This is a genomic window from Chitinimonas taiwanensis DSM 18899 (assembly GCF_900119825.1).
Taxonomy (GTDB): Bacteria; Pseudomonadota; Gammaproteobacteria; order Burkholderiales; family Chitinimonadaceae; genus Chitinimonas; species Chitinimonas taiwanensis.
This window is the reverse complement of the sequence record NZ_FPKR01000008.1, coordinates 19,019-40,953: the sequence shown is the minus strand read 5'-3', so window position 1 is coordinate 40,953 and position 21,935 is coordinate 19,019. Positions and strand designations below refer to the sequence as shown.

Genomic DNA, 21,935 nt, shown 5'->3' with positions numbered 1-21,935 from the left:
GGGAAAACGGAAATTGTAGTTAGACTACAATTCCCTACGCGCGCCGGCTCCGTTACATTCGAATGACGCATCGCAGCATCCTTCCCATACAGAGAAACATCATGGCCCTCTACGACAACGCTACCGCCAAAGACCTGCCGCTGGAGCAGGATCTCGATCTGCTCGCCCGCCTCCTGGCCGATACCATTCGCACCGAAACCGGCGAGGACACGCTCAAGCAGATCGAGAATGTGCGCGAGCTGGCGGCCCGTTTTGTCTGGGAAGCCGATTCCGGCGCGGCCGATGAGCTGGCCGCTACGCTGGCCAATCTGAACGATGCCCACACGGTGGCGCTGGCGCGGGCCTTCAGCTATTTCTCCCATCTGTCGAATATCGCCGAAGACCTGCACCACAACCGCCGCCGTCGCTATCACCGCATCCAGGGCAGCAAGCCGCAGCGCGGCAGCCTGTCGCATTCGCTGGAAGAGCTGAGCGCGCGCGGCATCTCGCCCGAGGCGATCAAGACCATGGTGGCCGCCACGTTGATCGCCCCGGTGCTGACAGCCCACCCGACCGAGGTACAGCGCAAGACGCTGCTCGACTGCGAGCGCACGATTGCACGCACGCTGCGCATGCGCGACCGGGTCACGCTGACCCCGGAAGAGATGGAGGAAAACGATGCTGCGCTCAAGCGCGTGGTGCTCACTCTGTGGCAGACGCGCGAAATCCGCGCCTTCAAGCTCTCGGTCAAGGACGAGATCGAGAACGGCCTCAGCTACTTCCGCTCCACCTTCCTCAAGCAGCTGCCGCGCATCTATATCGAGCTGGAAGACCGCCTGAGCGCCATGACGGGCGAGCCGGTGCAGCTGCCCACCTTCATGCATGTGGGCTGCTGGATCGGTGGCGACCGCGACGGTAACCCCTTCGTGGTGCCTGAGGTGACCCTGCATGCGGTGGCGCGTCAAGCCGCTGTGGCTTTCGATTTCTATTTCGAGGAAGCGAACAAGCTTGAGGGCGAGCTGAGTCTGTCCTCGCGCCTGATCGAAGTGAGCCCGGCCGTGCGCGCGATTGCCGAGCGCTCGCCCGATCAGCCGCTCAGCCGTGCCGAGGAACCGTATCGCCAGGCCATGGCCGCCATCCGTCAACGCATCCTGGCCACTGCCCATCTGCTCGGCAAATTCCGCGCCGACATCCTGCCGTTTGAAGGCGCCGAGCCGTATGCGAATGCGCAGGAACTGGGTGACGATCTGCGCGCGGTCTCGGCCTCGCTGCATGCGCATAACTCGGCCATCCTGGCCAGCGGTCGCCTGCGCCGCCTGATCCGCGCCGTGGATGTATTCGGTTTCCATCTCGCCCCGCTCGATATGCGTCAGCACAGCGGTGTGCACGAGAAGGTCGTAGCCGAGCTGTTTGCCAAGGCCGGCCTGGAAGACTATCTGGCGCTGGACGAGGCGGGGCGCCGCACCGTGTTGCTGCGCGAGCTGGCCAGTGCGCGTCTCTTGGTCACGCCCTATGTGGACTACAGCGAGGACAGCGCCAAGGAGCTGGCCATCTACCGCACCGCGGCCGAGGTGCAGCGCAAATATGGCCAGGCCGCGCTGCCCAACTACATCATCTCGAATGCGCAGAGCGTGTCCGACCTGTTGGAAGTGGCCGTGCTGCTCAAGGAAGTGGGCCTGATTGCGCTCGCGCCCACCGCGCATGCGGCGATCAATATCATTCCCCTGTTCGAGACGATTCCCGATCTGCGCGCCTCGGACGCCATCGTGCGCGAGCTCTTTGCCCTGCCGCAGTGGATGCAGCTGGTTGCGGCGCGCGAAGGCGTGCAGGAGATCATGCTCGGCTATTCCGACAGCAATAAGGATGGCGGCTACCTGACCAGCAACTGGGAGCTGTACAAGGCCGAGGTCAAGCTGGTGGAGGTGTTCAAGCAGGCCGGTGTGCGCCTGCGTCTGTTCCACGGGCGTGGCGGCTCGGTCGGTCGCGGCGGCGGCCCCAGCTACGAAGCCATCCTGGCCCAGCCGGCCGGCTCGGTGGCCGGACAGATCCGCATTACTGAGCAGGGCGAAATCATCGCCGCCAAGTATTCGGATGCCGAAGTGGGCCGGCGCAATCTGGAAACCCTGCTGGCCGCCACGCTGAGCGCCAGCTTCCCGGCCGCCAAGGCGCTGGAAGCCGATACCCCGGAACGACTGGGCCTGATGGAAAAACTGTCCGGCATCGCCTACCGCGAGTACCGCGACCTCGTGTATGCCACGCCCGACTTCATCACCTATTTCCGCGAAGCGACGCCGATCTCGGAAATTGCCAAGCTCAATATCGGCAGCCGTCCGGCTGCGCGCAAAGCCACCAATAGCATTGCCGATCTGCGCGCGATTCCCTGGGTGTTCTCCTGGGCGCAGAGTCGGTTGATGTTGCCGGGCTGGTATGGCTTTGGCACGGCGATTGCCGCCTACCGCGAGGAAAAAGGCGATGCCGCCATCGAGGAGCTGGCCGCCTTGTACCGCGACTGGCCGTTCTTCCGCGCCACCATCAGCAATATGGAAATGGTGCTGGCCAAGAGCGATATCCACCTGGCCAGCCGCTATGCGGGCCTGGTAAAGGATGCCGATATCGCCGCGCGCATCTTCGGCCGCATCAAGACCGAATGGCGCCGCGCGGTGGATGCGGTGCTGGCAATTACCGGTCACAAGGAATTGCTGGGCGACAACCCGCTGCTGGCGCGCAGCCTGAAGAACCGGCTACCCTATCTGGACCCCCTCAACCACCTGCAGGTGGACCTGATCAAACGTTTCCGCGAGGGGGACGAGAGCGAGGATGTGCTGTATGCGATTCACCTCACCATCAACGGGATTGCCGCGGGTCTGCGCAACTCGGGTTGATGCACAGCGGCCAGCCGGATGGCTGGCCACGCTGTTTGCTGGCCGGCGGGCTGCCTGTGTGGCGGCCTGGTCCGGCCTTTTGTTTGCGTTGCCCGCCCAGGCCCTGCCCATCGATTTCAACGACAAGGTCGAAGCCGCGCTGCTGTGCCGCTCGGACTGGAGCACGGCCTGGTGGCATGACTACTTCAACACCCATCTGCAGGCCTCGATCCGCGACTGGGGCGAGGCGCGCTGGTGGGACTCACAGGACGCGCGCCTGGGCGGCGCCAACTCCATCGAGATGTTCGCCAATATCGACACCAGCCGCGCGCTGATGGTGGGCACGCTGATCGATCAGCCGGTGGAGGAGGTGAAGAAGGTGATCGAAGACACGCTGAAGGTGCAGTTCAAGCCGGTGCAGACGATTTACGGCCTGCGCTATATGACCGATACCTTGAGTGTCTTGGTGGGTTTGGATAATCAGCAGACCAAGTGGTATTGCGCGCGGTGGAATATGGGGAATCGGGAGCGGGTTAAGCCGATGACGCCGAATTGAGGATAACTTTTCTATGTCGTCATTGATTCTTTTAGGCGCAGGTGCAAGTTTTGGAAGCGGCAATGTTCATCCTAGTGCGCCACCTTTGGGTACTGGCCCTGATGGACTTTTCGCACGGCTGGAGGCTGCCGGCGGGGAAGCTGCCAGCTTGCCTGAATCACTTAAGGAATTATTCCGCAGTGATTTTGAGAAAGGCATGGCGGAGTATTATGAATACTCCGGTGGGAATGTAATGCGTTTCCAGCGTGAAGTAGCTTCGTGCTTGGCGCAATTCACGCCGGGGGATTCAAATGCTTATGTTCGCTTGTTACAAGCTGTTGGTGGTCGACGTGTAGTATATGCAAGTCTAAATTATGATCTATTAATTGAGTTGTCCGCTGCCTCGTTGGGCCTTGGTACTTGCTACGGATTAGATTTCTCTGAGTCACATATAAATGTTCTTAAAATCCATGGGTCAAGTAATTTTTGGCCATCATTGACCCTTAAGGGCTGTACTTTTGCTAGGAATCAGGTGGATGTGGAGGCGCCAATTCAACCTCTAGATCAAGCTGCAACACTCCACCGTTGTGCCAATGAAGATAGTCTGTCTCCTGCAATCGCGATGTATGCAGAAGGCAAGGCCGTTAAAGTAAGTCCAAGTTATGTTCAGCATCAGCAGACGCTTTGGCGGCATGCAGTGAGCATGGCAACTAGGGTATTTGTTGTTGGAGTTAAAGTTCACAACGTAGATGTTCACATCTGGGGTGAGTTGGCAAAGTCAAAGGCACCTTTGACGTATTTTGGCCGATCACCAGATCGATATCAGTTTGAAGAGTGGAAGGCCAATTGTGGCAAGAAGAATGCTTATTTTTTTGAGAAGACATTTCAAGAATGTATCGAAGTTATTCGAGGGCGACTGCTAAGAAAATAGTCGAGCATAACGGGGTGAGTCACGTTACTCCCCAACATGTCTTTGGGAATGGTCACTAGCGTGATGCCGAAGTCCTTGTTTCAGAGCCTACGGCGCGATTTTCTGGCTGAAGCCAAGTAGGGTGGGTAGTAATGCTGCCCACTTCATCTCTCTTTGAGTGAATGTCGGTGTGCTGTTGGCGTTCTTGTTTTAGCGCCTGCGGCGCGAATGTTTCTAGCGGGAGTGCTTGCTCTGCATGGCCAGTTCTAAGCTCGCTTTGCTCACTAAGAACTTGGCGCACCGCAGCCGCCTTACTTTTCTTGTCTCGCCATACCCCTGCGGGGCACAAGAGAAAAGTAAGCAAAAGAAGGCGCGCCCACGGTCTCGCCGGCCTGCGGCCGGTTCCCTGCGCTGCTCGAATCTCGCGGCCGGAGCAAAAACTCGCCAGCTACGCTGGCTCAGACAGTTTGCCCCGGAATGCCCCGCGAGCTTCTGTGCTGCTCGGCGAGTACCGAGGGCAGATGGGCACTCCGTAGAACGGACACATTCATATGACATAACCCCCTACGGGCGCCATGGCGCTTAAGTCGGTGTCGGGGTGTATGTCTGGGTCTCAACCGCATTTGGCGCGGGGCGACAAGCTACCAAATAGACCTTTGGAATATGCACTACCGGCTACCACAAAGCGCCCAAGCCCCGTCGGAACCGCCGAGCACCGCAGGTTGGCGTGGCTTGGTCCGGGGCAAGCTGTTTGAGCCGGCCGGTACGGACGGCGAGTTCTTGACCTGGCCACGCCAACCGAGGAGCACAGGGAACCCCGCGAAGCGGGGCGGTTTCGTCGGGTCGCCTTTCTTTGCACACTTTCTTTGGCGAAGCAAAGAAAGTGAGGCGGGTACGGGACGCACCCCCGCATCTAAACTGCGCAAAGCGCAGGCTCAGCGGCGAAGCCGCCAAACCACTTCGACACTTCGAATTGCAGAACGTGATTCGCCCGAAGAAATGAAAAAAGCCACCCATCCAGGCGGCTTTTTCAATGCGAACTACGTTTAAACCGGCCAAGCCTTGAAGCGCCGCTGCAGGAGCGTATCGATACTCCATTTGCCCGCGCCATGCGTGGCCAGCATGGCCAGCAGTAGGCCCCAGACCAGGTGGTGGGTGAGGCCGGCGGCTTGCTCGGGTGTGCCCAGCACATGCCAGTAGGAGACGACCGCCATGATATTGACCAGAAACAGGCCCAGCGCGCCCAGGCGGCCGAAGAGGCCGAGGGCGAGCAGGGTGGGGAAGATCAGCTCGCCGGCCGTGCCGGCCACGGCGGCCAGCGGCGAGGGCAGCAGCGGTACGCGGTATTCCTCGCTGAACAGAAAGAGCGTGGTATCCCAGTCCTGCAGCTTGCTCAGACCCGCGCGGAAGAAGACCTGGGCCAGGTAGAGGCGGGCAGCCAGATCGGCCAGCGGGGCGAGGTAGCGCTCGAGCAGGATGTTGGCGCATTGGGCGGCGTGCAGCGCGCGTTCGGGCAAGGTGGGCATGGTTTAGGTATCCAGATGAAAGTCGACGATCACTTGGTCGGCCACCCAGCGCTGTAATGACAGGCCGAAATCAAAATCCATGTCCTCGTCCAGCGCGCGCTCGAGCGCTTCGGCCAGCGGCAGCTGCAGCTGGCAGGCAGCCAGGAAGGCATGCTCTGCCGGCAGGAGGCGGCGTACCTGCACCTTGTTGTGCGCATCGCGCCAGACCAGCGCGCGCTCGCCGCCCTGGTCGGGCGAGGGGAAGGCATTCGCGGCATCGTGCTCGAGCGGCTGGTGGGCGCGCCACAGGCTGGCTACAGGCCAGGGCGAGACCAGCTGGCCAACGGCATCGGCCAGCCGGAAACCCAGGCTGGCCTGGCGCTCGGCCGGGATGCTGGCTAGCGCATCCAGTTTCAGGGCGGGCTGGTCGGGTGCGTAGTAGGCGCGCTGGCACAGCCAGTCCAGCCGTGCGCAGTCGGCCAGATAGGGCAGTTCGGCCGCGGGCGGAAACTGGGCGATAAAGTCAGCGAACTCGGCCCCGTAGGCATTCATATCGCCCGAGCGCGACGGGTGGCGGCGCGCATAGGCGCGTGCCATGCCGCCAAAGAAGTCCGCGCCGACCAGCTGCTGTACGACCGGGTAGGCCTCACCCAGCGCATCGGCACGGTTGAACAGCGTGTTGTTCGCATAGGCGCTGGCCCCCTTGGCGCTGGCGCCAAACAAGGCCTCGGCCGCGACCGGATCATGGGTGGCGGCGATAAAGCGCGCCTGCAGTTCGGCGAGTGTCATGCCTGGGCCTCCAGCTGGTCGAGTGCGCGCTGCGCGCGGCTGGCTTCGTCGAGCAGCTCGGCCAGCGGCGGCAGGTGGGTATCGCGTTCCAGCAGCACCGGCGTCGCGCCGCAGCGCGCCAGCGCGAAGTCGAGCAAGTGCCATACTGCTTCGCGTACCGGCGTGCCGTGGGTGTCCAGCCACAGGCCGTCGCTGCGCTCTTCGAAGCCGGCGATGTGAATCTCGCCAATGGCGGCGGTTGGCAGGGCCGCGATGGCGCTGCGCGCATCGCGGCCCAGGTTGTGTTCGTTCACATACAGATTATTCAGGTCCAGCAGCAGGCCGCAGCCGCTGCGCCGCGCCAGCTCGGCGAGGAACTCGCCCTCGGCGATCGTATCGTCGGCAAACGCCACATAGCTCGATAGGTTTTCGATCAGCAGGCGCCGCCCCAGGGCCGTCTGGGCCTGGTCGACCTGCTCGACCATAAAGGCCAGCGCGGCTTCGCTATAGGGCAGGGGCAAGAGATCGTTGAAGCACTCGTCGGCAGTGCGGTTCCAGCACAGGTGTTCGGACACGCTAGCCGGCTCAAGCGCATCCACCAGGCTTCGAAAGCGGCGCAGGTGCTCGGCGTCGAGCCCACAGGCCGAACCGAGGCCCATGCCCACGCCATGCAGGCTGATCGGGTAGTGCTCGCGCACCGCATGCAGGGCGGCCAGATTGGCGCCACCGCCAAAGTAGTTTTCCGGGTGGACTTCCACCCAGGCGATAGCGGGCCTTTCGGCCAGGAATTGGCGTATATGGGGCAGGCGCAGTCCGATGCCGGCAGCGCGCGGCAGGCTGGGGTGGTGCATGGCAGGAATCCGAGCGTCAGAATGAAAACGGGCAGCCCAGGCTGCCCGCAATAACCGGCTAAGTAGGCTTACTTGGCGCCAGGCGTGGTCTTGCCGCCCATTTTCTCGCACGTGCCCTTGGCCACATACTTCCACTCATTGCTGTCGTTATCCACCTTGGCCTGGCCGGCACAGCTGTGGCTGCCATTGGCGGCCGCACAGTCGTTCTTACCGGCCTTGGCGACGCCATAGCACTTTTCCTTGGCCGACTTTTCATCGGCAGCCACGGCGCCGCTGGAAAGACCCATGGCGATCAAGCTGCTGATGGCACCGGCGATAAGGGCGTGTTTCTTGTCCATGTTCAAACTCCTGTTGAGGTTCGTGAAGCGGTTGCGATCAACCGTGCGCCTTGGTCGGGCGCGGGTCGGCTTTTCTTACACGCAAGCGCAGCATGCGTGCGAATTCTGGCACAGGGCAGTGAATCGGCGCTGAACGATTGATGACAGCGCGACTCAGCCCACCGCATTGCGCAGGGGTTCGCCGGCCGCGAAGGCACGCGCGTTTTCCAGCGTGGTCTCGGCGATATTGGCGAGCGCCTCGCGGGTCAGAAAGCCCTGGTGCGAGGTGATCAGTACATTCGGAAAGGTCGTCAGCCGCGCCAGCTGGTCGTCGGCGATGCCGCTGGCGGACAGGTCCTGGAAGAACACCCCTTCCTCCAGCTCGTACACATCGAGCGCCACACCGCCCAGGTGACCGGATTTCAGCGCGGCGATCAGTGCGCCGGTATCGACCAGGCCGCCGCGGCTGGTATTGATGAGGATGGCCCCCGGCTTCATGGCCGCCAGCGCCGCCGCGTCGATCAGATGCTGGGTCTGCGGGCTGAGCGGCAGGTGCAGCGAGACGATGTCCGACTCGGCCAGCAGGGTTTCGCGCGCCACATAGTGCGCGCCAATGCTGGTGGCGAAGGCGGTATCGGGCTGCGGGTCGGCCAGCAGCACGCGACAGCCGAAGCCGGCGCCGATGCGCGCGGCCACCTGACCGATCTTGCCGGTGCCAATCAGTCCCAGGGTCTTGCCATGCAGATCGAAGCCGACCAGGCCGTCGAGCGAAAAGTCGGCCTCGCGCACCCGGTTGTAGGCGCGGTGGGTCTTGCGCACCAGGGTCAGCAGCAGGGCGAATGCGTGTTCGGCCACCGCATGCGGTGAGTAGGCCGGCACGCGTGCTACCGCGATGCCCAGCTGCTTGGCGGCGGCGAGATCAATGCCATTGAAACCGGCCGCGCGCAGCGCCACCAGACGGGTGCCACCTTGCTGCAACTGGGCCAGGGTGGTGGCATCGAGCCGGCAGTTCACAAAGGGGCAGACCGCTTCGAAGCCCTGTGCCAGCAGGGCGGTACTGGCATTCAGGCGCGGCTCGAAGAACTGCAACTGGTGGCCAAAGCGCGCATTGGCCAACTTCAGTGCCTGCTGGTCGTAGTGGTGGCTGTCGAAGACGGCGATTTTCATTCGATCTGGTACTTTCGTTTCAATGCATCCAGGCTGCCGCGCTCGTCCAGGCGTTGCAGGGCGGCTTGCAGGCGTTGGGCGAGCTCGGGCGGGGACTGGCGGTTCAGGGCAAAGTAAAAGCCTTCGGGCCCCTGATTCAGGATCAACTGGATGCTCAGCTGATCAGGCGAGAGCCCGGCGCGCCGGGCCACGTAGTGCATGATGTTCGGGCTGGCCACCACGAAGTCGATCGACTTCAGCTGCAAGAGGCGGATCAGGTCATTGCGCTTGTCGAGCGCGATCAGGTTCTTGCCGTGCACAAAGCCCTGTGCGCGCAGCATTTCCATGCCGGCATCGCCGTTGATCACCCCGATCCGGTAGCGCTTGGCCTCCTCCAGCGAGCCGACCCGCAGCGGTGAGTCGCGCAGGCGCATCAAGGCCGTGGTGCGGTTGGCGAACGGGCCTATCCAGTAGAAGAAGGCCTCGCGCTCGCTGGTGCGCGCGATGGTGAAGATCAGGGTGTTGGGCATCTGTTTGCCCAGGGTCAGCGCGCGTGCCCAAGGCACCAGTTCGAGCCGGTAGTCCTGCTGGGCTTCCTGCATCAGCTGGGCCAGCAGTTCGACCGCATAACCACTAGGGCGGCCCTGCTCGTCCAGCACATTGAAGGGCGGAAAATCCTCGGTGTAAACCTTGAGCGGCTGGGCCAGCGCGGTCAGGCAAACGAGTGCGGCAAACAACAGACGGGCAAACATGAGCCTGTCGCCTTGGTAGATGGGACCGGCTCAGTATAATCGGCCGATTATTCCCTGACTGCGTAATCTCATGCTGCCCATTCCCGCCTGCGATCTGGCTCCTCTGCACACCTTGGGCCTGCGCGCCCAGGCTAACCACCTCGTGCATTTCAGCGATGCCCAGCAGCTGGAAGCGCTGCTGCGCGAGGCCGAGCGGCCGCTGCATGTGCTCGGCGGCGGCAGCAATCTGGTACCGAGCGAGCAGGTGGACGGTACGGTGCTCAAGGTCGAGCTGCTGGGGCGCACGCTGCTGGGCGAGGATGCCGACGCCTATTATGTGGCCGCGGCGGCCGGCGAGAACTGGCACGACTTCGTGCAATGGACGCTCGCGCAGGGCTGGCCGGGGCTGGAGAACCTGTCGCTGATTCCCGGCACGGTGGGTGCTGCGCCGATCCAGAATATCGGCGCCTACGGGCTGGAGCTCAAGGATCGCTTTCATGGCCTCGCCGCGCTGAGCCTGGAGGATGGCGCCACCTGCATCTTCACCGCCGAACACTGCGAGTTCGGCTACCGCGACAGCATCTTCAAACGCGAGCAGGCTGGGCGCTGGCTGATTACCGAGGTCTTGTTCCGCCTGCCCAAGGCCTGGCAGCCGCTGCTCGACTACGGCGATCTGCGCGCGCGCCTGGAGGGCCAGGAAATCACCGCCCAGGCGGTGGCCGACGCGGTCATGGCCACCCGGCGCAGCAAGCTGCCCGACCCGGCCGAGATTGGCAATGCCGGCAGCTTCTTTCACAACCCCCTGGTCACAACTGAGCAGGCCGAGGCACTCAAAGCCCTGCATCCCGGTCTGCCTTGCTACCCGCAGGCCGATGGCCGGGTCAAGCTGGCGGCCGGTTGGCTGATCGAGCAGGCGGGCTGGAAAGGGCGCCAGCTGGGGCCGGTGGGCATGTATGCGAAGCAGGCGCTGGTGCTGGTCAACCATGGCGGGGCCAGTGCGGCAGATGTGGCGGCGCTGATGCGCGCCGTGCAGGACGATGTGTATCAACAGTTCGGCGTGCGGCTGAATCCCGAGCCGGTCTGGTGGTAAGGATGCTACTGAGGGAAAACCCTTAATTCGGATGGGGTAGGGGGCTGGCAGCCGCATCCGTATTCGCTTCGCGCCCCTTGCATGCTCTGGCGGTCCTGGCAGAAGACCCGCCTGGCGCCGGGGTGAAATTGCCGCTGACGTCACTCGCGCGTAACATCGCGCGCTTTTCCCAACCCCGGCCCGGCAATCCCGGCCGTCAGGAAGGAACTCTATGTTTTCCTTTATCCTCAGGAAACTGGCGACGGTCATCCCGACCTTCATCGGCATCACGCTGGTCGCCTTCGCCCTGATCCGCATGATTCCGGGCGACCCGATCGAGGTCATGGTGGGCGAACGCCGTCTCGACCCCGAGATGCACGCGGCGGCCATGCAGCGCCTTGGTCTCGATCAGCCCCTGCATGTGCAGTACTTCACCTATCTGGGCAAGCTGGCCGAAGGGGATCTGGGCATCAGCCTGGTCACGCGCGAGCCGGTGACCAAGGAATTCCTGACCCTGTTCCCTGCTACCGTCGAGCTGGCCATCTGCGCGCTGATCTTTGCGGTGCTGTTCGGCCTGCCAGCCGGCATGATCGCCGGCCTCAAACGCGGCTCGGTCTTCGACCATGGCGTGATGGGGGCGGCCATGACCGGCTACTCGATGCCGATCTTTTGGTGGGGCCTGATCCTGATCATGTTCTTCTCGGTCAGCCTGGGGCTCACCCCGGTGTCCGGGCGCATCGCCATCGAATACGACATCCCGGTCAAGACCGGCTTCCTGCTGATCGACAGCTATCTGTCCGGTGAAGAGGGCGCGTTCAAATCTGCCTTCATGCACCTGATCCTGCCCACCATCGTGCTGGGTACCATCCCGCTGGCGGTGATTGCGCGCATGACGCGCTCCTCGATGCTGGAAGTGCTGCGCGAGGACTATATCCGCACCGCGCGCGCCAAAGGCCTGGCCCCGACCCGTGTGGTGGTCGTGCATGCGCTGCGTAATGCGCTGATTCCGGTGATCACCGTGATCGGCCTGCAGACCGGTGCCTTGCTGGCCGGCGCCGTGCTGACCGAAACCATCTTCTCCTGGCCTGGCATCGGAAAATGGCTGGTCGATTCGATCTCGCGCCGCGACTACCCGGTGGTACAGGCCGGCATCCTGGTATCGGCCACCATCTTCATCGTGGTCAACCTGGTCGTGGACATCCTCTACGGCGTGGTCAACCCGCGTATCCGTTCGCACAAATAAGGAAGCCATCATGACGACACCGGTTCAAACCGTGGAAGCCGTGCCCAGCTTCCCCTCACCCCTGAAAGAGTTCTGGCAGAGCTTCTCGGCCAATAAGGGCGCCGTGGTGGCCCTGTTCATCTTTCTGTTCATCCTGTTCTGTGCGCTGTTTGCCGGCGTGATCGCGCCGCATAGCCCAATCGAGCAATACCGTGACCATATGCTGACGCCGCCGGCCTGGGCAGAAGGCGGTTCGACGCAGTTCCTGTTCGGCACCGACGAGCTGGGGCGCGACATCCTGTCGCGCCTGATCCACGGCGCGCAGGTCTCGCTGATGATCGCCTTCATGTCGGTGGTGATGTCGATGATTCCGGGCGTGGTGCTGGGCCTCATGGCGGCCTTCTTCCAGCGCTATCTGAGCCCGGTCATCATGCGCCTGATGGACATCATGCTGGCCCTGCCTTCGCTGCTCCTGGCCATCTGCATCATCACCATCCTCGGACCTGGTCTGATTAACACCATGATCGCGATCGCGATCGGCACCTTGCCCAGTTATGTGCGCTTGACCCGTGCTGCCGCCATGGCCGAAATCAACAAGGAATATGTGACCGCCAGCCGCGTGGCCGGCGCCAGCACCTTGCGCCTGATGTTCGTGACCGTGCTACCCAACTGCATGGCGCCGCTGATCGTGAACGCCACGCTGGGCTTTTCCAGCGCGGTGCTTGAAGCGGCTGCGCTGGGCTTCCTGGGCCTGGGTGTGCAACCGCCTACGCCCGAGTGGGGCACCATGCTGTCCGCCGCGCGCGACTACATCGAACGCGCGCCCTGGGTGGTGACCATGCCGGGTGTGACCATCCTGATCTCGGTGTTGGCCATCAATCTGATGGGCGACGGCCTGCGCGATGCGCTTGATCCGCGCCTGAAGCGCGCAGCGTAAGGAGTGGCCATGAGCCTGCTGAAAATCAAAAACCTGCGCGTCGAGTTCGGTTCGCTCGCGCATCCCTTCCCGGCCGTGGATGGCCTGGATTTCGAGATCGAGCGCGGCGAGCTGGTCGGCATCGTCGGTGAATCGGGTTCCGGCAAGTCGGTGACCATGATGGCGCTGATGGGCCTGATCGACGCCCCCGGCCGCGTGACGGCTGACGAGCTGGTGTTCGACGGCCACGATCTGCTCAAGCTCTCGCCCAGCCAGCGCCGCAAGATCGTCGGCAAAGACATCTCGATGATCTTCCAGGATGCCTTAAGCAGCCTGAACCCTGCTTACACGGTCGGCTTCCAGATCAAGGAATCGCTGAAGGTGCATATGGGTCTGCGCGGCGCGGCGCTCGAGCAGCGCGCGCTGGAGCTCCTGGAACTGGTGGAGATTCCCGACGCGAAGAACCGTCTCAATGCCTATCCGCACCAGCTGTCGGGCGGCATGAACCAGCGCGTGATGATTGCGGTGGCGATTGCCTGCAACCCCAAGCTCTTGATCGCCGACGAGCCGACCACGGCGCTGGACGTGACCATCCAGGCCCAGATCATGGATCTGCTGGCCAAGCTGCAAAAAGAGCACAACATGGGCCTGATCATGATTACCCATGATCTGGCCGTGGTGGCCGAAATGGCCCGCCGCATCTGCGTGATGTATGCGGGCCAGGTGGTGGAAGAGGCGCCGGTGGCCAAGCTGTTCGCCCAGCCGCATCACCCCTATACCCAGGCCCTGCTCGACGCGATTCCCGAGCACAACAAGGGCGCGCGCCGCCTGTCGGCCCTGCCCGGCATCGTGCCCGGTCATTACGACCGCCCGACGGGCTGCCTGCTCAGCCCGCGCTGCCGCTTTGCGCAAGACCGCTGCCGCAGCGAGCGTCCGCAACTGCTGGGCGAAGCCGGCCGCGTGCGCTGCTTCTACCCGCTGAACATCGAAGGGAGCGCCCAGCATGGCTGAGCAGAACAACGAGCTGCTGGTCGCGCGCGACCTGACCCGCTACTACGAAGTGAGCCGCGGCTTCCTCAAGGGCCACGCCACGGTCAAGGCACTCAATGGTGTGTCCTTCAGCCTGCAGCCTAAGCGTACGCTGGCGGTGGTCGGTGAATCGGGCTGCGGCAAGTCCACCCTGGCACGCCAGCTGACCATGATCGAGCCGGCCACCTCGGGTCAGCTGCTGGTCGAAGGCGTCGATGTGGCCCATGCCGACAAGGCCACGCTGAAGGCCATGCGCAGCAAGGTGCAGATGGTGTTCCAGAACCCCTATGCCTCGCTGAACCCGCGCAAGACCATCCTGGCTACGTTGGACGAGCCCTTGATGATCAATACCGGCCTGAGCAAGTCCGAGCGCCTGGAAAAGATCAAGGCCATCGTCGCCAAGGTCGGCCTGCGCCCCGAGCATATTCACCGCTACCCGCACATGTTCTCGGGCGGCCAGCGCCAGCGCATCGCGATTGCGCGCGCCATGATCCTCAACCCGAAGATCGTGGTCGCCGATGAGCCGGTGTCGGCGCTCGATGTGTCGATCCAGGCGCAGATCCTTAATCTGTTCATGGACCTGCAGGACGAGTTCAACACCGGCTATGTGTTCATCTCGCACAATCTGAGCGTGGTCGAGCATGTGGCGGACGATCTGATGGTCATGTACCTGGGCTCTACGGTCGAATACGGCAGCAAGGCCAGCATCTATGCCAAGCCGCTGCATCCGTACACCCAGGCGCTGATGAGTGCGACCCCGGCCATCCGCGAGGAAGACCGCCGCATCAAGATCAAGATCCAGGGCGAGCTGCCCAGCCCGCTCAATCCGCCCTCCGGTTGCAGCTTCCACAAGCGCTGCCCGCATGCCAGCGAGCGCTGCAAGCAGGAAGTGCCGCAGCTGCGCCAGGTGGATGACCGCCTGGTGGCCTGCCACCATGTGGAAACCATTAACGCCTGATCGCGCAGCGCTCGGCGTTCAAAAAGCCACCCCGCGGGGTGGCTTTTTTCTAATTTGCAACACGGTTAGTCAGTTTTCCGTAAGAAAAGTACCAAAGCGCTTAGACTGCGGGCGGCCCGGCCGGGCATGAGACACCCATCAGGCCGGGTCACGACCAAGGGCATGCTGCCGCTCCGGCAGCCACGACACCTTGGCGCCTACCCACCCAGACTTGGAGCAACTCTATGCGGTCTTGCCTGCGCTGTTTCGCCTTGCCCTCCCTTTATCTAACCCTGGCCTTGCTGGCGGGTGCCGCCCGGGCCGAGATCGTGCTCGGCCAGTCGGCCGCGCTGTCCGGCCCTACCGGCGATAGCGGCCGTGGCCTGTCGCTGGGCGTGGCGGTGGCGATTGCAGAGACCAACAAGGCCGGCGGCATCCAGGGTGAAACCCTGCGCCTGGCCCTGCTCGACGACCAGGGCAAGCCGGCCCAGACCCTGGCCAATACCCGCAGCCTGATCAGCCAGGAGAAAGCCAGCCTGCTGCTCGGCTACCACGGCAATCACGATCCGAGCGAGCTGGCGCGCCTCTTGGCCGAGCAGCGCATTGCCCTGGTAGGCAGCGGTTCGGGCGCGGCCCAGGTGCTCAGCCAGGCCGGCCCTTATGCCTTCCATCTGCGCACCGGCTACCAGGGCGAGGTGGAGAAGATGGTCAGCCTGCTGGTCGACAAGCTCAGCATGCGCCGCGTGGCGCTACTCGCGCAGGATGATGATTTCGGCGCCAGCGTTCAGCAGCTGGCCCAGCAGGCACTGCGCGCGCGTGGCCTGGCGCCGTTTGCACAGGCGAAGCTGGATGGCGAGGGGCAGAAGGCGGGCGCCGCTGCGCAGAGTCTCGCCAAGGCTGGCGCGGATGCGGTGCTACTGCTCGCGCAGAGCCGCCCGGCCGGGCTGTTCGTCCAGCACTTCCGCGCCGCAGGCGGCACGGCCCAGCTCTACAACCTGTCCAGCGCCAATTACGAGGAAATCGTCCAGCTGGTCGGCGGTGACCAGGCGCGCGGCGTGGGCATTGCCCAGGTCTACCCCTACCCGGCTGATACGCGCCTGAAGCTGGTACGCGACTACCAAGCCGCCATGCGCGCGCATGCACCGAAGAGCGCCAAGCTGTCCTATGCCTCGATCGAGGGCTATATCGCCGGCCGCACCGCCATCGAGGCGCTGCGCCGTGCCGGCAAGGGCGCCAGCCGCGAGGCATTGGTGCAGGCGCTCGCCGGCCTGAACGATTTCGATCTGGGCGGCTTCGTGCTCGATTTCGATGTCGAGCGCCGCGTGGGTTCGCGCTTTGTCGAGCTGACCATGATCAGCGCGAATGGCAATCTGACGCGCTAGTGCCGCGGCGGAGTTGGATAGCGGCGGCGCCTAGGCAGCGCTGATTCAATGTCCTGTCGCGCTGCTGCGTGGTGCCCCGCGGCGGAGGGGGGAGTAAAACAACGGGGAATCATTGCGCAATCGCGGCCGGCGAGCACCCGGCTTTGCCGGGAGATGCACTCATGGCTGAGGGGCTGAATGGTTCAGGGCCTCCCTAGCGCGACAGCTCACCCTTCTGGTTGATGATGGTCAGCTCGACAAAGCGCGAGCCCACGCGCCGGCCGGGGCCGTAGTCGAGGCGGAAGCCGCCGTAATTGGTTTCGCCCAGGCTGGCCAGCGCCTGATAGACCTTGGCGCGATTGGGTTTGGGGCCGGCGCGGCTGATCGCCTCGGCCAGCAGCTTGGCCATGATGTAACCCTCCAGCGCGGCATAGCTCATGGGCGTGGAGGTGGAGGCGTAGTTGCTGACCGCGGTGCGAAATTCGCGGATCAGCTTACTCTGACTATCCCAGGGGTAGGGGTAGACCTGGGCGATGGCCAGGCCGTGGGCGAGCGTAGCGCCGATCTCGTCCACCAATTGGTCGAAGTCCAGCGTCGAGGTGTGGTAGAGCGCCGCGCTGCCGCCCTGGCCGCGATAGGCCTTGATAAACGCACCGCTGGGCTTGGTGATCGAGATCATCAGGATGGCGGGCGGGTTGGCGGCTGCCAGCTTGGCCACCGCGGCGCTGACATTCGCGCTATTGCTGGCATAGCTGGCGCTGGCCACGATGCGCACGCCGGCCGCCTTGGCCGCCTGTTCGGCCGCGCGCAGGCCATCCTGGCCAAAGCTGTCGTCGGCATGGAATACGCCGATCTCGGCCAGGCCCAACCCCTTCATCTGCGCAATCAGCTTGCTCACTTCCTCGCGCTGGCCAGCGCGGGTATGGAACAGGAAGGGCGAGCCGGGTTCGCGTACCGTGCGCGCACCGTTCGCCACGCCCACTAGCGGGATGCCAGCCTGCTCTAGCCATTTGCGCTGCAAGAGCTGGTGGGTGGCATCGGCCCCGAAATAGCCCATCAGTGCCACCGCCTGGTCATCGTCGATCAGGGTACGGGTATTGGCCAGGGTGCGTGCGCTATCAAAACCGTCGTCGTACAACAGATGCTTGACCGGCTCGCCATTGATGCCGCCCGCGTGCTCGTTCAGCCACAGGAAGTAGGCGCGTGCGCCCTGGGCGACCTGGCGACCGTATTCGCCGGCTACGCCGGACAAGGGGGCGCTCTGGCCAATCACGATGGCGGCCTGGCTGGCCAGGCTGATCAACAGGCTGACAAGGCCGACTCCGATGCTGCGCATAAGCTGTCTCCACGGTAGGTAAGCGGTGCGCGGCAGTGTGCGCTTATGCTTAAGTGGTTACAATATGGTTTGATTATTGTGCAAAGTGGTATTGCAATATTCTTTTGGCATGCGAAAAAACCTTTGATTGCGTTGCTTTTTGACTTAACTGGTCTTATCGGCGCTTGCCGCTTATTCGCCTAGAATGGGCGGCCCGAGGAGAGACAGACCATGACGATCAAACGAGCCGTGTATGCCGGCAGCTTCGACCCTGTGACCAACGGCCATCTATGGATGATCGAGCAGGGTTATGAGCTGTTCGACGAGATGATCGTGGCCATCGGGGTGAACCCGGACAAGCGCAGCACCTTCACGGTGGAAGAGCGCGAGGCGATGCTGCGCGAGTGCACGAGCCATCTGCCGCGCCTGAAGGTGGCCAGCTTCGAAAACCAGTTCCTGGTCAATTACGCGCAGACCATGCATGCCAACTACATCCTGCGCGGCATCCGCACCGCCAGCGATTACGAGTTCGAGCGCACCATGCGCTATGTGAATGCCGATCTGGTGCCCAGCATCGACACGATTTTCCTGATGCCGCCGCGCGAGATCGCTGAAGTCAGCTCGACCATGATCAAGGGCCTGGTCGGCCCGACCGGTTGGGAAGAGGTGTTGCGCAAATATGTGCCGGCCCCCGTGCATCGGCGTTTTATCGAGATGTCGCTGCAGGGCGCGGCGGGCTGAGCCGCGATGGCCTATCTGGTCCTGCTGATCCTGGCGATGCTGCTCGGCGGCCTGCTCGCCGCGCTATGGCTGCGTCGCCGCCCCGCGCCCGAGGTCGAAGGCCGCCAGCGCGGGCTGCTGGCCCAGCAGCTGGCGCTGATGGACAGCATTGATGACCTTGCCTGGCTGAAGGACACCGAGAGCCGCTTCGTGCTGGTCAACCGCAAGTTCGCCAGCGTGTTCAACTGCACGCCCGACAGCCTGATCGGTAAGACCGACCGCGATCTGAGCCCGCCCGAGATGGCCGAGCACTTTCTGGCCGAGGACCGTGAAGTCATGCAGAGCGGCCAGCCCAAGCGGGTGGTGGAGAAGATTCATCGCGAGGAGGGTGGTTTTGGCTGGGCCGAGACCATCAAGGTGCCGGTATTCGACGAGACCGGCAGCCTGATCGGCACGGCCGGCGTAGCGCGCGATATCACCGCGCGCAAGGCAGCCGAGGAGCAGATCAGCCAGCAGGCGCGTCACGATCCGCTGACCGGCCTGCCCAACCGCCTTTATCTGGCCGAGCGTTTCGAACAATACCGCGCCGAGCATGCGCAGTTCGCCGTGCTCTTCCTCGATCTCGACAATTTCAAGCTGATCAATGACACCGACGGCCACACGGTCGGTGATGCGCTGCTGCAGCAGATCGCGCTGCGCCTGCGTGGCGAAGTTGAGGACAGCGGCTTCGTCTGCCGGCATGGCGGCGACGAGTTCCTGATCCTTTATCCCTCGCCGCATCCACTCGAGGTCGAATCCTTTGCCCAGCGCGTGGCGCGCGCGCTGGTGCGCCCCTATCTGATCGCCGGCAATGAATATGTGATCAGCGCCAGCATCGGCATGGCCAGCTTCCCCGCGCAGGGCGAGGACAGGCTGACCCTGATCAAGCACGCCGATATCGCCATGTACGAGGCCAAGCGCCAAGGGCGCAATCGCTTTACCTGGTTTGCCGCCCCGCTGGCCGAGCAGGCCGCCCACAAGCGCAAGGTGGAAATGCAGCTGCGCGCGGCGCTCGAGCACGAGTCGCTGAGCCTGCATTTCCAACCACTGATCGACCTCGCCAGCGGGCGCATCATCGGCGCCGAGGCGCTGGTACGCATGCGCGCCGCCGACGGCAGCCTGGTTTCGCCGGCCAGCTTTATTCCGCTGGCCGAGGAAACTGGCCTGATCCTGCCGCTGGGTGACTGGATTCTGAGTGCGGCCCTGCGCCAGCTCGCGCAATGGCGCCGCGCCGGCTGGGATGATTTCGTACTGGCGGTCAATATCTCCGGCATCCAGTTCCGCCAGAGCCAGTTCGTGCCGCGCCTGGCCGAGATGCTGGAGGTGTGCGCGGTGCCGGGACGTTTTCTCGAGTTGGAGCTGACCGAGGGAGTGCTGGCCGAGCAGAGCGTGGATGCGATTGCCGGCCTGCAGCAGCTGAAGGCGCTCGGTGTGCGCCTGGCCATCGACGATTTCGGCACTGGCTATTCCTCACTGTCCTATCTGAAGCGGCTGCCGATTGATCGCCTGAAGATCGACCGCAGCTTTGTGGATGACTTGCCCGGCCATGCCGGCGATGTGGCGATCACCCGCTCCATCGTGCATATCGCGCGCGCCTTTGATCTGGCCGTAACGGCGGAAGGTGTGGAGAACCAGGCGCAGCGCGACTTCCTGCGCGAGCTCGGTTGTCAGAGCGCGCAGGGCTACTGGTTCAGCAAACCGGTGCCGGCCGAGGCGCTGGAAGTGCTGCTGCGGGAAGGCCATGGCCGCCCGGCATAGCGCGCGCCTGTGCGCGTTCAGCACCGCCCTGCAGGATCGCGATCTGCCGGCCGCGCTGCGCTTTTGCGCCGAGCAAGGCATAGGCGCGCTTGAACTCGGCGTGGGTGGCTGGCCATCGACCGCGCATGCCGATGCCGAGCAGCTGGCCCGCGACCCGGCGGCCGTGCGTGCCTTACGGACTGATAGCCAAGCGGCTGGTGTGCGCCTGGCTGCGTTGTCCTGCCATGGCAATCCACTCCACCCGGAAACGGCACGCGCGGCGCGCGATGACCGCCAGCTGCGTGCCGCGCTGGAAAGCGCGCATGCGCTCGAGGTGCCGGTGGTAGTGGCCTTCTCCGGCCAGCCCGGCCCCGGTGTGCCGAACTGGCCGGTGGTGGCCTGGCCGGACGATTACGCCGCGCTGTGGGAGCGCCAGTGGCAGGACGCACTGATTCCCTACTGGCAGGGTCTGGCCCAGCGCGCCAGCGAGCTGGGCGTGGTGATTGCGCTCGAGCTGCATGGCGGCTTTGCCGTGCACTCGCCATCTACGCTGCTACGCCTGCGCGACGCCTGTGGTCCGGCCATTGCCGCCAATCTCGACCCCAGCCATCTATGGTGGCAGGGCATAGACCCGCTGGCGGCCGTGCAGCTGCTCGGGCCCGCCGTCGCACATTTTCATGTCAAGGATCTGCTGGTCAACCCGGCCCGGCTGGCCGAACATGGCTGGCTGGACCACACGCCGTTTGCCCAGCGTGATCAGCGCGCCTGGCAATTCGTCAAACCCGGTGATGGCCACGACGCCAGCACCTGGCGCACGCTGCTGGATGGCCTGCTCGCACAAGGCTATGCGGGCGTTTTCAGCATCGAACACGAGGGCGTGGAAGCGCCCGCCCAGGGCCTGGCCCTGGCGGCAGACTTCATTGCCCAGCTCTGATTCACCCCCTGCGCTTCGCGCAACCCCGAATGGAACCGTATGTCGGCCTTGCAAGACTTTCATAACCGCCTCGCCAAGAGCGCCAAGCACCAGGCCAAATGGGCCAAGCGCGTCGGCACCGAGGCCTACCGCATCTACGACCGTGATATCCCGCAATACCCGGTGGCGGTGGATGTGTATGGCACACGTGCCCATGTGGCCGAATACGACACCGGCTGGCAGCAGAGCGACGAGGAACACGCGGCCTGGGTGGCCGAGGTGCGCGCCACGGTGGCCGAGGTACTGGGCATGGAGCCCAAGACGATTGCCTTCAAGCTGCGCCGGCGCCAGAAGGGCGATTTCCAGTACAGCCGCACCGGCTTTCATAGCAAGGACTTCGCCGTGCACGAGCAGGGGCGCAAGTTCTGGGTCAATCTGGATGAGTACCTCGATACCGGTCTGTTCCTCGATCACCGTCCGACCCGCAAGCGCGTGGGCGAGGAGGCGGCCGGCAAGCGCTTTCTCAATCTGTTTGCCTACACCGGCAGCTTCAGCGTGTACGCGGCCACTGGCGGTGCCAGCAGCTCGGTGACGGTGGACCTGTCGAATACCTATCTCGATTGGGCCAAGCGCAATTTCGAACTGAATGGCGTGGATCTGCAGCGCCATCAGCTGGTGCGCGCCGATGTGTTCCGCTACCTGGAAACCGCCATCGATGAGGGCCAGCTATTCGACCTGATCGTGATGGACCCGCCGAGCTTTTCCAACTCGGCCAAGATGCAGGACATCCTCGATGTGCAGCGCGACCATGTGGCGCTGGTGCACAGCTGCCTGAAGCTGCTGATGCCGGGTGGCGTGCTCTACTTCAGCAATAATCTGCGCGGCTTCACGCTCGACGCCTCGCTCGCGCCGCTCTGCCGCGATATCTCGGCCCAGTCGGTGCCCGAGGATTTCCGCAATCGCAAGATTCACCAGTGCTTCCGCTTTCAGGTGTAAGGCACCGCTCATCCCGTGCTGGCCCGCTCCCGTCGCAGCAAACATGCCTCCGGCATGAAGCGGCTATAATCGCCAGTC

General features: G+C 63.6%; 20 protein-coding genes. 13 read left to right on the top strand and 7 right to left on the bottom strand.

Annotated features, from left to right (window positions below; genetic code table 11):
- The first annotated feature begins 101 nt into the window (after nucleotides 1–101).
- The 3 genes from ppc to BT173_RS10830 all read left to right on the top strand — a co-directional run bounded on the left by ppc (nucleotide 102) and on the right by BT173_RS10830 (nucleotide 4,306).
- A complete protein-coding gene (gene ppc, locus BT173_RS10840) occupies nucleotides 102–2,861 on the top strand; it encodes a phosphoenolpyruvate carboxylase (RefSeq protein ID WP_072428682.1) in 2,760 nt (919 codons plus the stop codon).
- A 79-nt stretch (nucleotides 2,862–2,940) separates the two neighbouring features.
- The gene (locus tag BT173_RS10835; protein ID WP_139256121.1) at nucleotides 2,941–3,396 is read left to right on the top strand and encodes a hypothetical protein; all 456 of its coding nucleotides are present in this window, start codon (nucleotides 2,941–2,943) and stop codon (nucleotides 3,394–3,396) included.
- Between the two features lie 13 nt (nucleotides 3,397–3,409).
- Nucleotides 3,410–4,306, top strand: a complete 897-nt coding sequence (locus BT173_RS10830; RefSeq protein ID WP_072428680.1) for a hypothetical protein — start codon at nucleotides 3,410–3,412, stop codon at nucleotides 4,304–4,306.
- Nucleotides 4,307–5,331: 1,025 nt separating this feature from the next.
- Here the strand turns inward: BT173_RS10830 and BT173_RS10825 are convergent.
- The 6 genes from BT173_RS10825 to BT173_RS10800 all read right to left on the bottom strand — a co-directional run bounded on the left by BT173_RS10825 (nucleotide 5,332) and on the right by BT173_RS10800 (nucleotide 9,624).
- The gene (locus BT173_RS10825) at nucleotides 5,332–5,811 is read right to left on the bottom strand and encodes a DoxX family protein (RefSeq protein WP_072428679.1); all 480 of its coding nucleotides are present in this window, start codon (nucleotides 5,809–5,811) and stop codon (nucleotides 5,332–5,334) included.
- A 3-nt stretch (nucleotides 5,812–5,814) separates the two neighbouring features.
- On the bottom strand, nucleotides 5,815–6,579 hold the full coding sequence (locus tag BT173_RS10820) for an HvfC/BufC N-terminal domain-containing protein (RefSeq protein ID WP_072428678.1): 765 nt from the start codon (nucleotides 6,577–6,579) through the stop codon (nucleotides 5,815–5,817).
- Entirely contained in the window at nucleotides 6,576–7,409 is an 834-nt protein-coding gene (bufB, locus tag BT173_RS10815) for an MNIO family bufferin maturase (RefSeq protein ID WP_072428677.1), read from the bottom strand. The genes BT173_RS10820 and bufB overlap by 4 nt, the downstream gene beginning before the upstream one ends.
- 68 nt (nucleotides 7,410–7,477) lie before the next feature.
- Nucleotides 7,478–7,747: a BufA1 family periplasmic bufferin-type metallophore gene (locus BT173_RS10810; RefSeq protein WP_072428676.1), complete on the bottom strand. Its 270-nt coding sequence runs from the start codon at nucleotides 7,745–7,747 to the stop codon at nucleotides 7,478–7,480.
- Nucleotides 7,748–7,900: 153 nt separating this feature from the next.
- Entirely contained in the window at nucleotides 7,901–8,893 is a 993-nt protein-coding gene (locus BT173_RS10805) for a 2-hydroxyacid dehydrogenase (RefSeq protein ID WP_072428675.1), read from the bottom strand.
- Nucleotides 8,890–9,624 carry a substrate-binding periplasmic protein gene (locus tag BT173_RS10800; RefSeq protein ID WP_072428674.1) on the bottom strand — a complete coding sequence of 245 codons (735 nt, stop codon included), beginning with the start codon at nucleotides 9,622–9,624 and terminating at the stop codon, nucleotides 8,890–8,892. The genes BT173_RS10805 and BT173_RS10800 overlap by 4 nt, the downstream gene beginning before the upstream one ends.
- Nucleotides 9,625–9,694: 70 nt before the next feature.
- Between BT173_RS10800 and murB the strand changes: the two genes are divergently transcribed.
- The 6 genes from murB to BT173_RS10770 all read left to right on the top strand — a co-directional run bounded on the left by murB (nucleotide 9,695) and on the right by BT173_RS10770 (nucleotide 16,158).
- The gene (murB, locus tag BT173_RS10795) at nucleotides 9,695–10,693 is read left to right on the top strand and encodes a UDP-N-acetylmuramate dehydrogenase (RefSeq protein ID WP_072428673.1); all 999 of its coding nucleotides are present in this window, start codon (nucleotides 9,695–9,697) and stop codon (nucleotides 10,691–10,693) included.
- Between the two features lie 211 nt (nucleotides 10,694–10,904).
- Entirely contained in the window at nucleotides 10,905–11,915 is a 1,011-nt protein-coding gene (locus tag BT173_RS10790; protein WP_072428672.1) for an ABC transporter permease subunit, read from the top strand.
- 10 nt (nucleotides 11,916–11,925) lie between these two features.
- Nucleotides 11,926–12,831, top strand: a complete 906-nt coding sequence (locus tag BT173_RS10785; RefSeq protein WP_072428671.1) for an ABC transporter permease subunit — start codon at nucleotides 11,926–11,928, stop codon at nucleotides 12,829–12,831.
- A 9-nt stretch (nucleotides 12,832–12,840) separates the two neighbouring features.
- Complete coding sequence (locus tag BT173_RS10780) at nucleotides 12,841–13,821, top strand: ABC transporter ATP-binding protein (RefSeq protein WP_072428670.1); 981 nt, start codon at nucleotides 12,841–12,843, stop codon at nucleotides 13,819–13,821.
- On the top strand, nucleotides 13,814–14,797 hold the full coding sequence (locus BT173_RS10775; protein WP_072428669.1) for a peptide ABC transporter ATP-binding protein: 984 nt from the start codon (nucleotides 13,814–13,816) through the stop codon (nucleotides 14,795–14,797). Before BT173_RS10780 ends, BT173_RS10775 begins: the two co-directional genes overlap by 8 nt.
- A gap of 224 nt (nucleotides 14,798–15,021) precedes the next feature.
- Nucleotides 15,022–16,158, top strand: a complete 1,137-nt coding sequence (locus BT173_RS10770; RefSeq protein WP_072428668.1) for an ABC transporter substrate-binding protein — start codon at nucleotides 15,022–15,024, stop codon at nucleotides 16,156–16,158.
- A gap of 193 nt (nucleotides 16,159–16,351) precedes the next feature.
- Here the strand turns inward: BT173_RS10770 and BT173_RS10765 are convergent, their stop codons facing one another.
- Nucleotides 16,352–17,473 carry an ABC transporter substrate-binding protein gene (locus BT173_RS10765; protein WP_072428667.1) on the bottom strand — a complete coding sequence of 374 codons (1,122 nt, stop codon included), beginning with the start codon at nucleotides 17,471–17,473 and terminating at the stop codon, nucleotides 16,352–16,354.
- 210 nt (nucleotides 17,474–17,683) lie between these two features.
- Between BT173_RS10765 and coaD the strand changes: the two genes are divergently transcribed.
- The 4 genes from coaD to BT173_RS10745 are packed head-to-tail and all read left to right on the top strand — an operon-like array spanning nucleotide 17,684 to nucleotide 21,857.
- A complete protein-coding gene (gene coaD / locus BT173_RS10760; RefSeq protein WP_072428666.1) occupies nucleotides 17,684–18,193 on the top strand; it encodes a pantetheine-phosphate adenylyltransferase in 510 nt (169 codons plus the stop codon).
- Nucleotides 18,194–18,199: 6 nt separating this feature from the next.
- Nucleotides 18,200–19,969 (top strand): putative bifunctional diguanylate cyclase/phosphodiesterase, encoded by a 1,770-nt coding sequence (locus tag BT173_RS10755; protein WP_072428665.1) that lies wholly within the window; start codon nucleotides 18,200–18,202, stop codon nucleotides 19,967–19,969.
- Entirely contained in the window at nucleotides 19,953–20,882 is a 930-nt protein-coding gene (locus BT173_RS10750) for a sugar phosphate isomerase/epimerase family protein (RefSeq protein WP_084658443.1), read from the top strand. Before BT173_RS10755 ends, BT173_RS10750 begins: the two co-directional genes overlap by 17 nt.
- A gap of 39 nt (nucleotides 20,883–20,921) precedes the next feature.
- Nucleotides 20,922–21,857 carry a class I SAM-dependent methyltransferase gene (locus BT173_RS10745; RefSeq protein WP_072428664.1) on the top strand — a complete coding sequence of 312 codons (936 nt, stop codon included), beginning with the start codon at nucleotides 20,922–20,924 and terminating at the stop codon, nucleotides 21,855–21,857.
- The last annotated feature ends 78 nt before the right edge of the window (nucleotides 21,858–21,935 follow it).

What these genes read in the sequence shown, in the direction of transcription:
- ppc (WP_072428682.1), top strand. Translation starts at nt 102, where the DNA reads ATGGCCCTCTACGACAACGCTACCGCCAAAGACCTGCCGCTGGAGCAG.
- BT173_RS10830 (WP_072428680.1), top strand. Translation starts at nt 3,410, where the DNA reads ATGTCGTCATTGATTCTTTTAGGCGCAGGTGCAAGTTTTGGAAGCGGC.
- BT173_RS10825 (WP_072428679.1), bottom strand. Translation starts at nt 5,811, where the DNA reads ATGCCCACCTTGCCCGAACGCGCGCTGCACGCCGCCCAATGCGCCAAC.
- BT173_RS10820 (WP_072428678.1), bottom strand. Translation starts at nt 6,579, where the DNA reads ATGACACTCGCCGAACTGCAGGCGCGCTTTATCGCCGCCACCCATGAT.
- bufB (WP_072428677.1), bottom strand. Translation starts at nt 7,409, where the DNA reads ATGCACCACCCCAGCCTGCCGCGCGCTGCCGGCATCGGACTGCGCCTG.
- BT173_RS10810 (WP_072428676.1), bottom strand. Translation starts at nt 7,747, where the DNA reads ATGGACAAGAAACACGCCCTTATCGCCGGTGCCATCAGCAGCTTGATC.
- BT173_RS10805 (WP_072428675.1), bottom strand. Translation starts at nt 8,893, where the DNA reads ATGAAAATCGCCGTCTTCGACAGCCACCACTACGACCAGCAGGCACTG.
- BT173_RS10800 (WP_072428674.1), bottom strand. Translation starts at nt 9,624, where the DNA reads ATGTTTGCCCGTCTGTTGTTTGCCGCACTCGTTTGCCTGACCGCGCTG.
- murB (WP_072428673.1), top strand. Translation starts at nt 9,695, where the DNA reads ATGCTGCCCATTCCCGCCTGCGATCTGGCTCCTCTGCACACCTTGGGC.
- BT173_RS10790 (WP_072428672.1), top strand. Translation starts at nt 10,905, where the DNA reads ATGTTTTCCTTTATCCTCAGGAAACTGGCGACGGTCATCCCGACCTTC.
- BT173_RS10785 (WP_072428671.1), top strand. Translation starts at nt 11,926, where the DNA reads ATGACGACACCGGTTCAAACCGTGGAAGCCGTGCCCAGCTTCCCCTCA.
- BT173_RS10780 (WP_072428670.1), top strand. Translation starts at nt 12,841, where the DNA reads ATGAGCCTGCTGAAAATCAAAAACCTGCGCGTCGAGTTCGGTTCGCTC.
- BT173_RS10775 (WP_072428669.1), top strand. Translation starts at nt 13,814, where the DNA reads ATGGCTGAGCAGAACAACGAGCTGCTGGTCGCGCGCGACCTGACCCGC.
- BT173_RS10770 (WP_072428668.1), top strand. Translation starts at nt 15,022, where the DNA reads ATGCGGTCTTGCCTGCGCTGTTTCGCCTTGCCCTCCCTTTATCTAACC.
- BT173_RS10765 (WP_072428667.1), bottom strand. Translation starts at nt 17,473, where the DNA reads ATGCGCAGCATCGGAGTCGGCCTTGTCAGCCTGTTGATCAGCCTGGCC.
- coaD (WP_072428666.1), top strand. Translation starts at nt 17,684, where the DNA reads ATGACGATCAAACGAGCCGTGTATGCCGGCAGCTTCGACCCTGTGACC.
- BT173_RS10755 (WP_072428665.1), top strand. Translation starts at nt 18,200, where the DNA reads ATGGCCTATCTGGTCCTGCTGATCCTGGCGATGCTGCTCGGCGGCCTG.
- BT173_RS10750 (WP_084658443.1), top strand. Translation starts at nt 19,953, where the DNA reads ATGGCCGCCCGGCATAGCGCGCGCCTGTGCGCGTTCAGCACCGCCCTG.
- BT173_RS10745 (WP_072428664.1), top strand. Translation starts at nt 20,922, where the DNA reads ATGTCGGCCTTGCAAGACTTTCATAACCGCCTCGCCAAGAGCGCCAAG.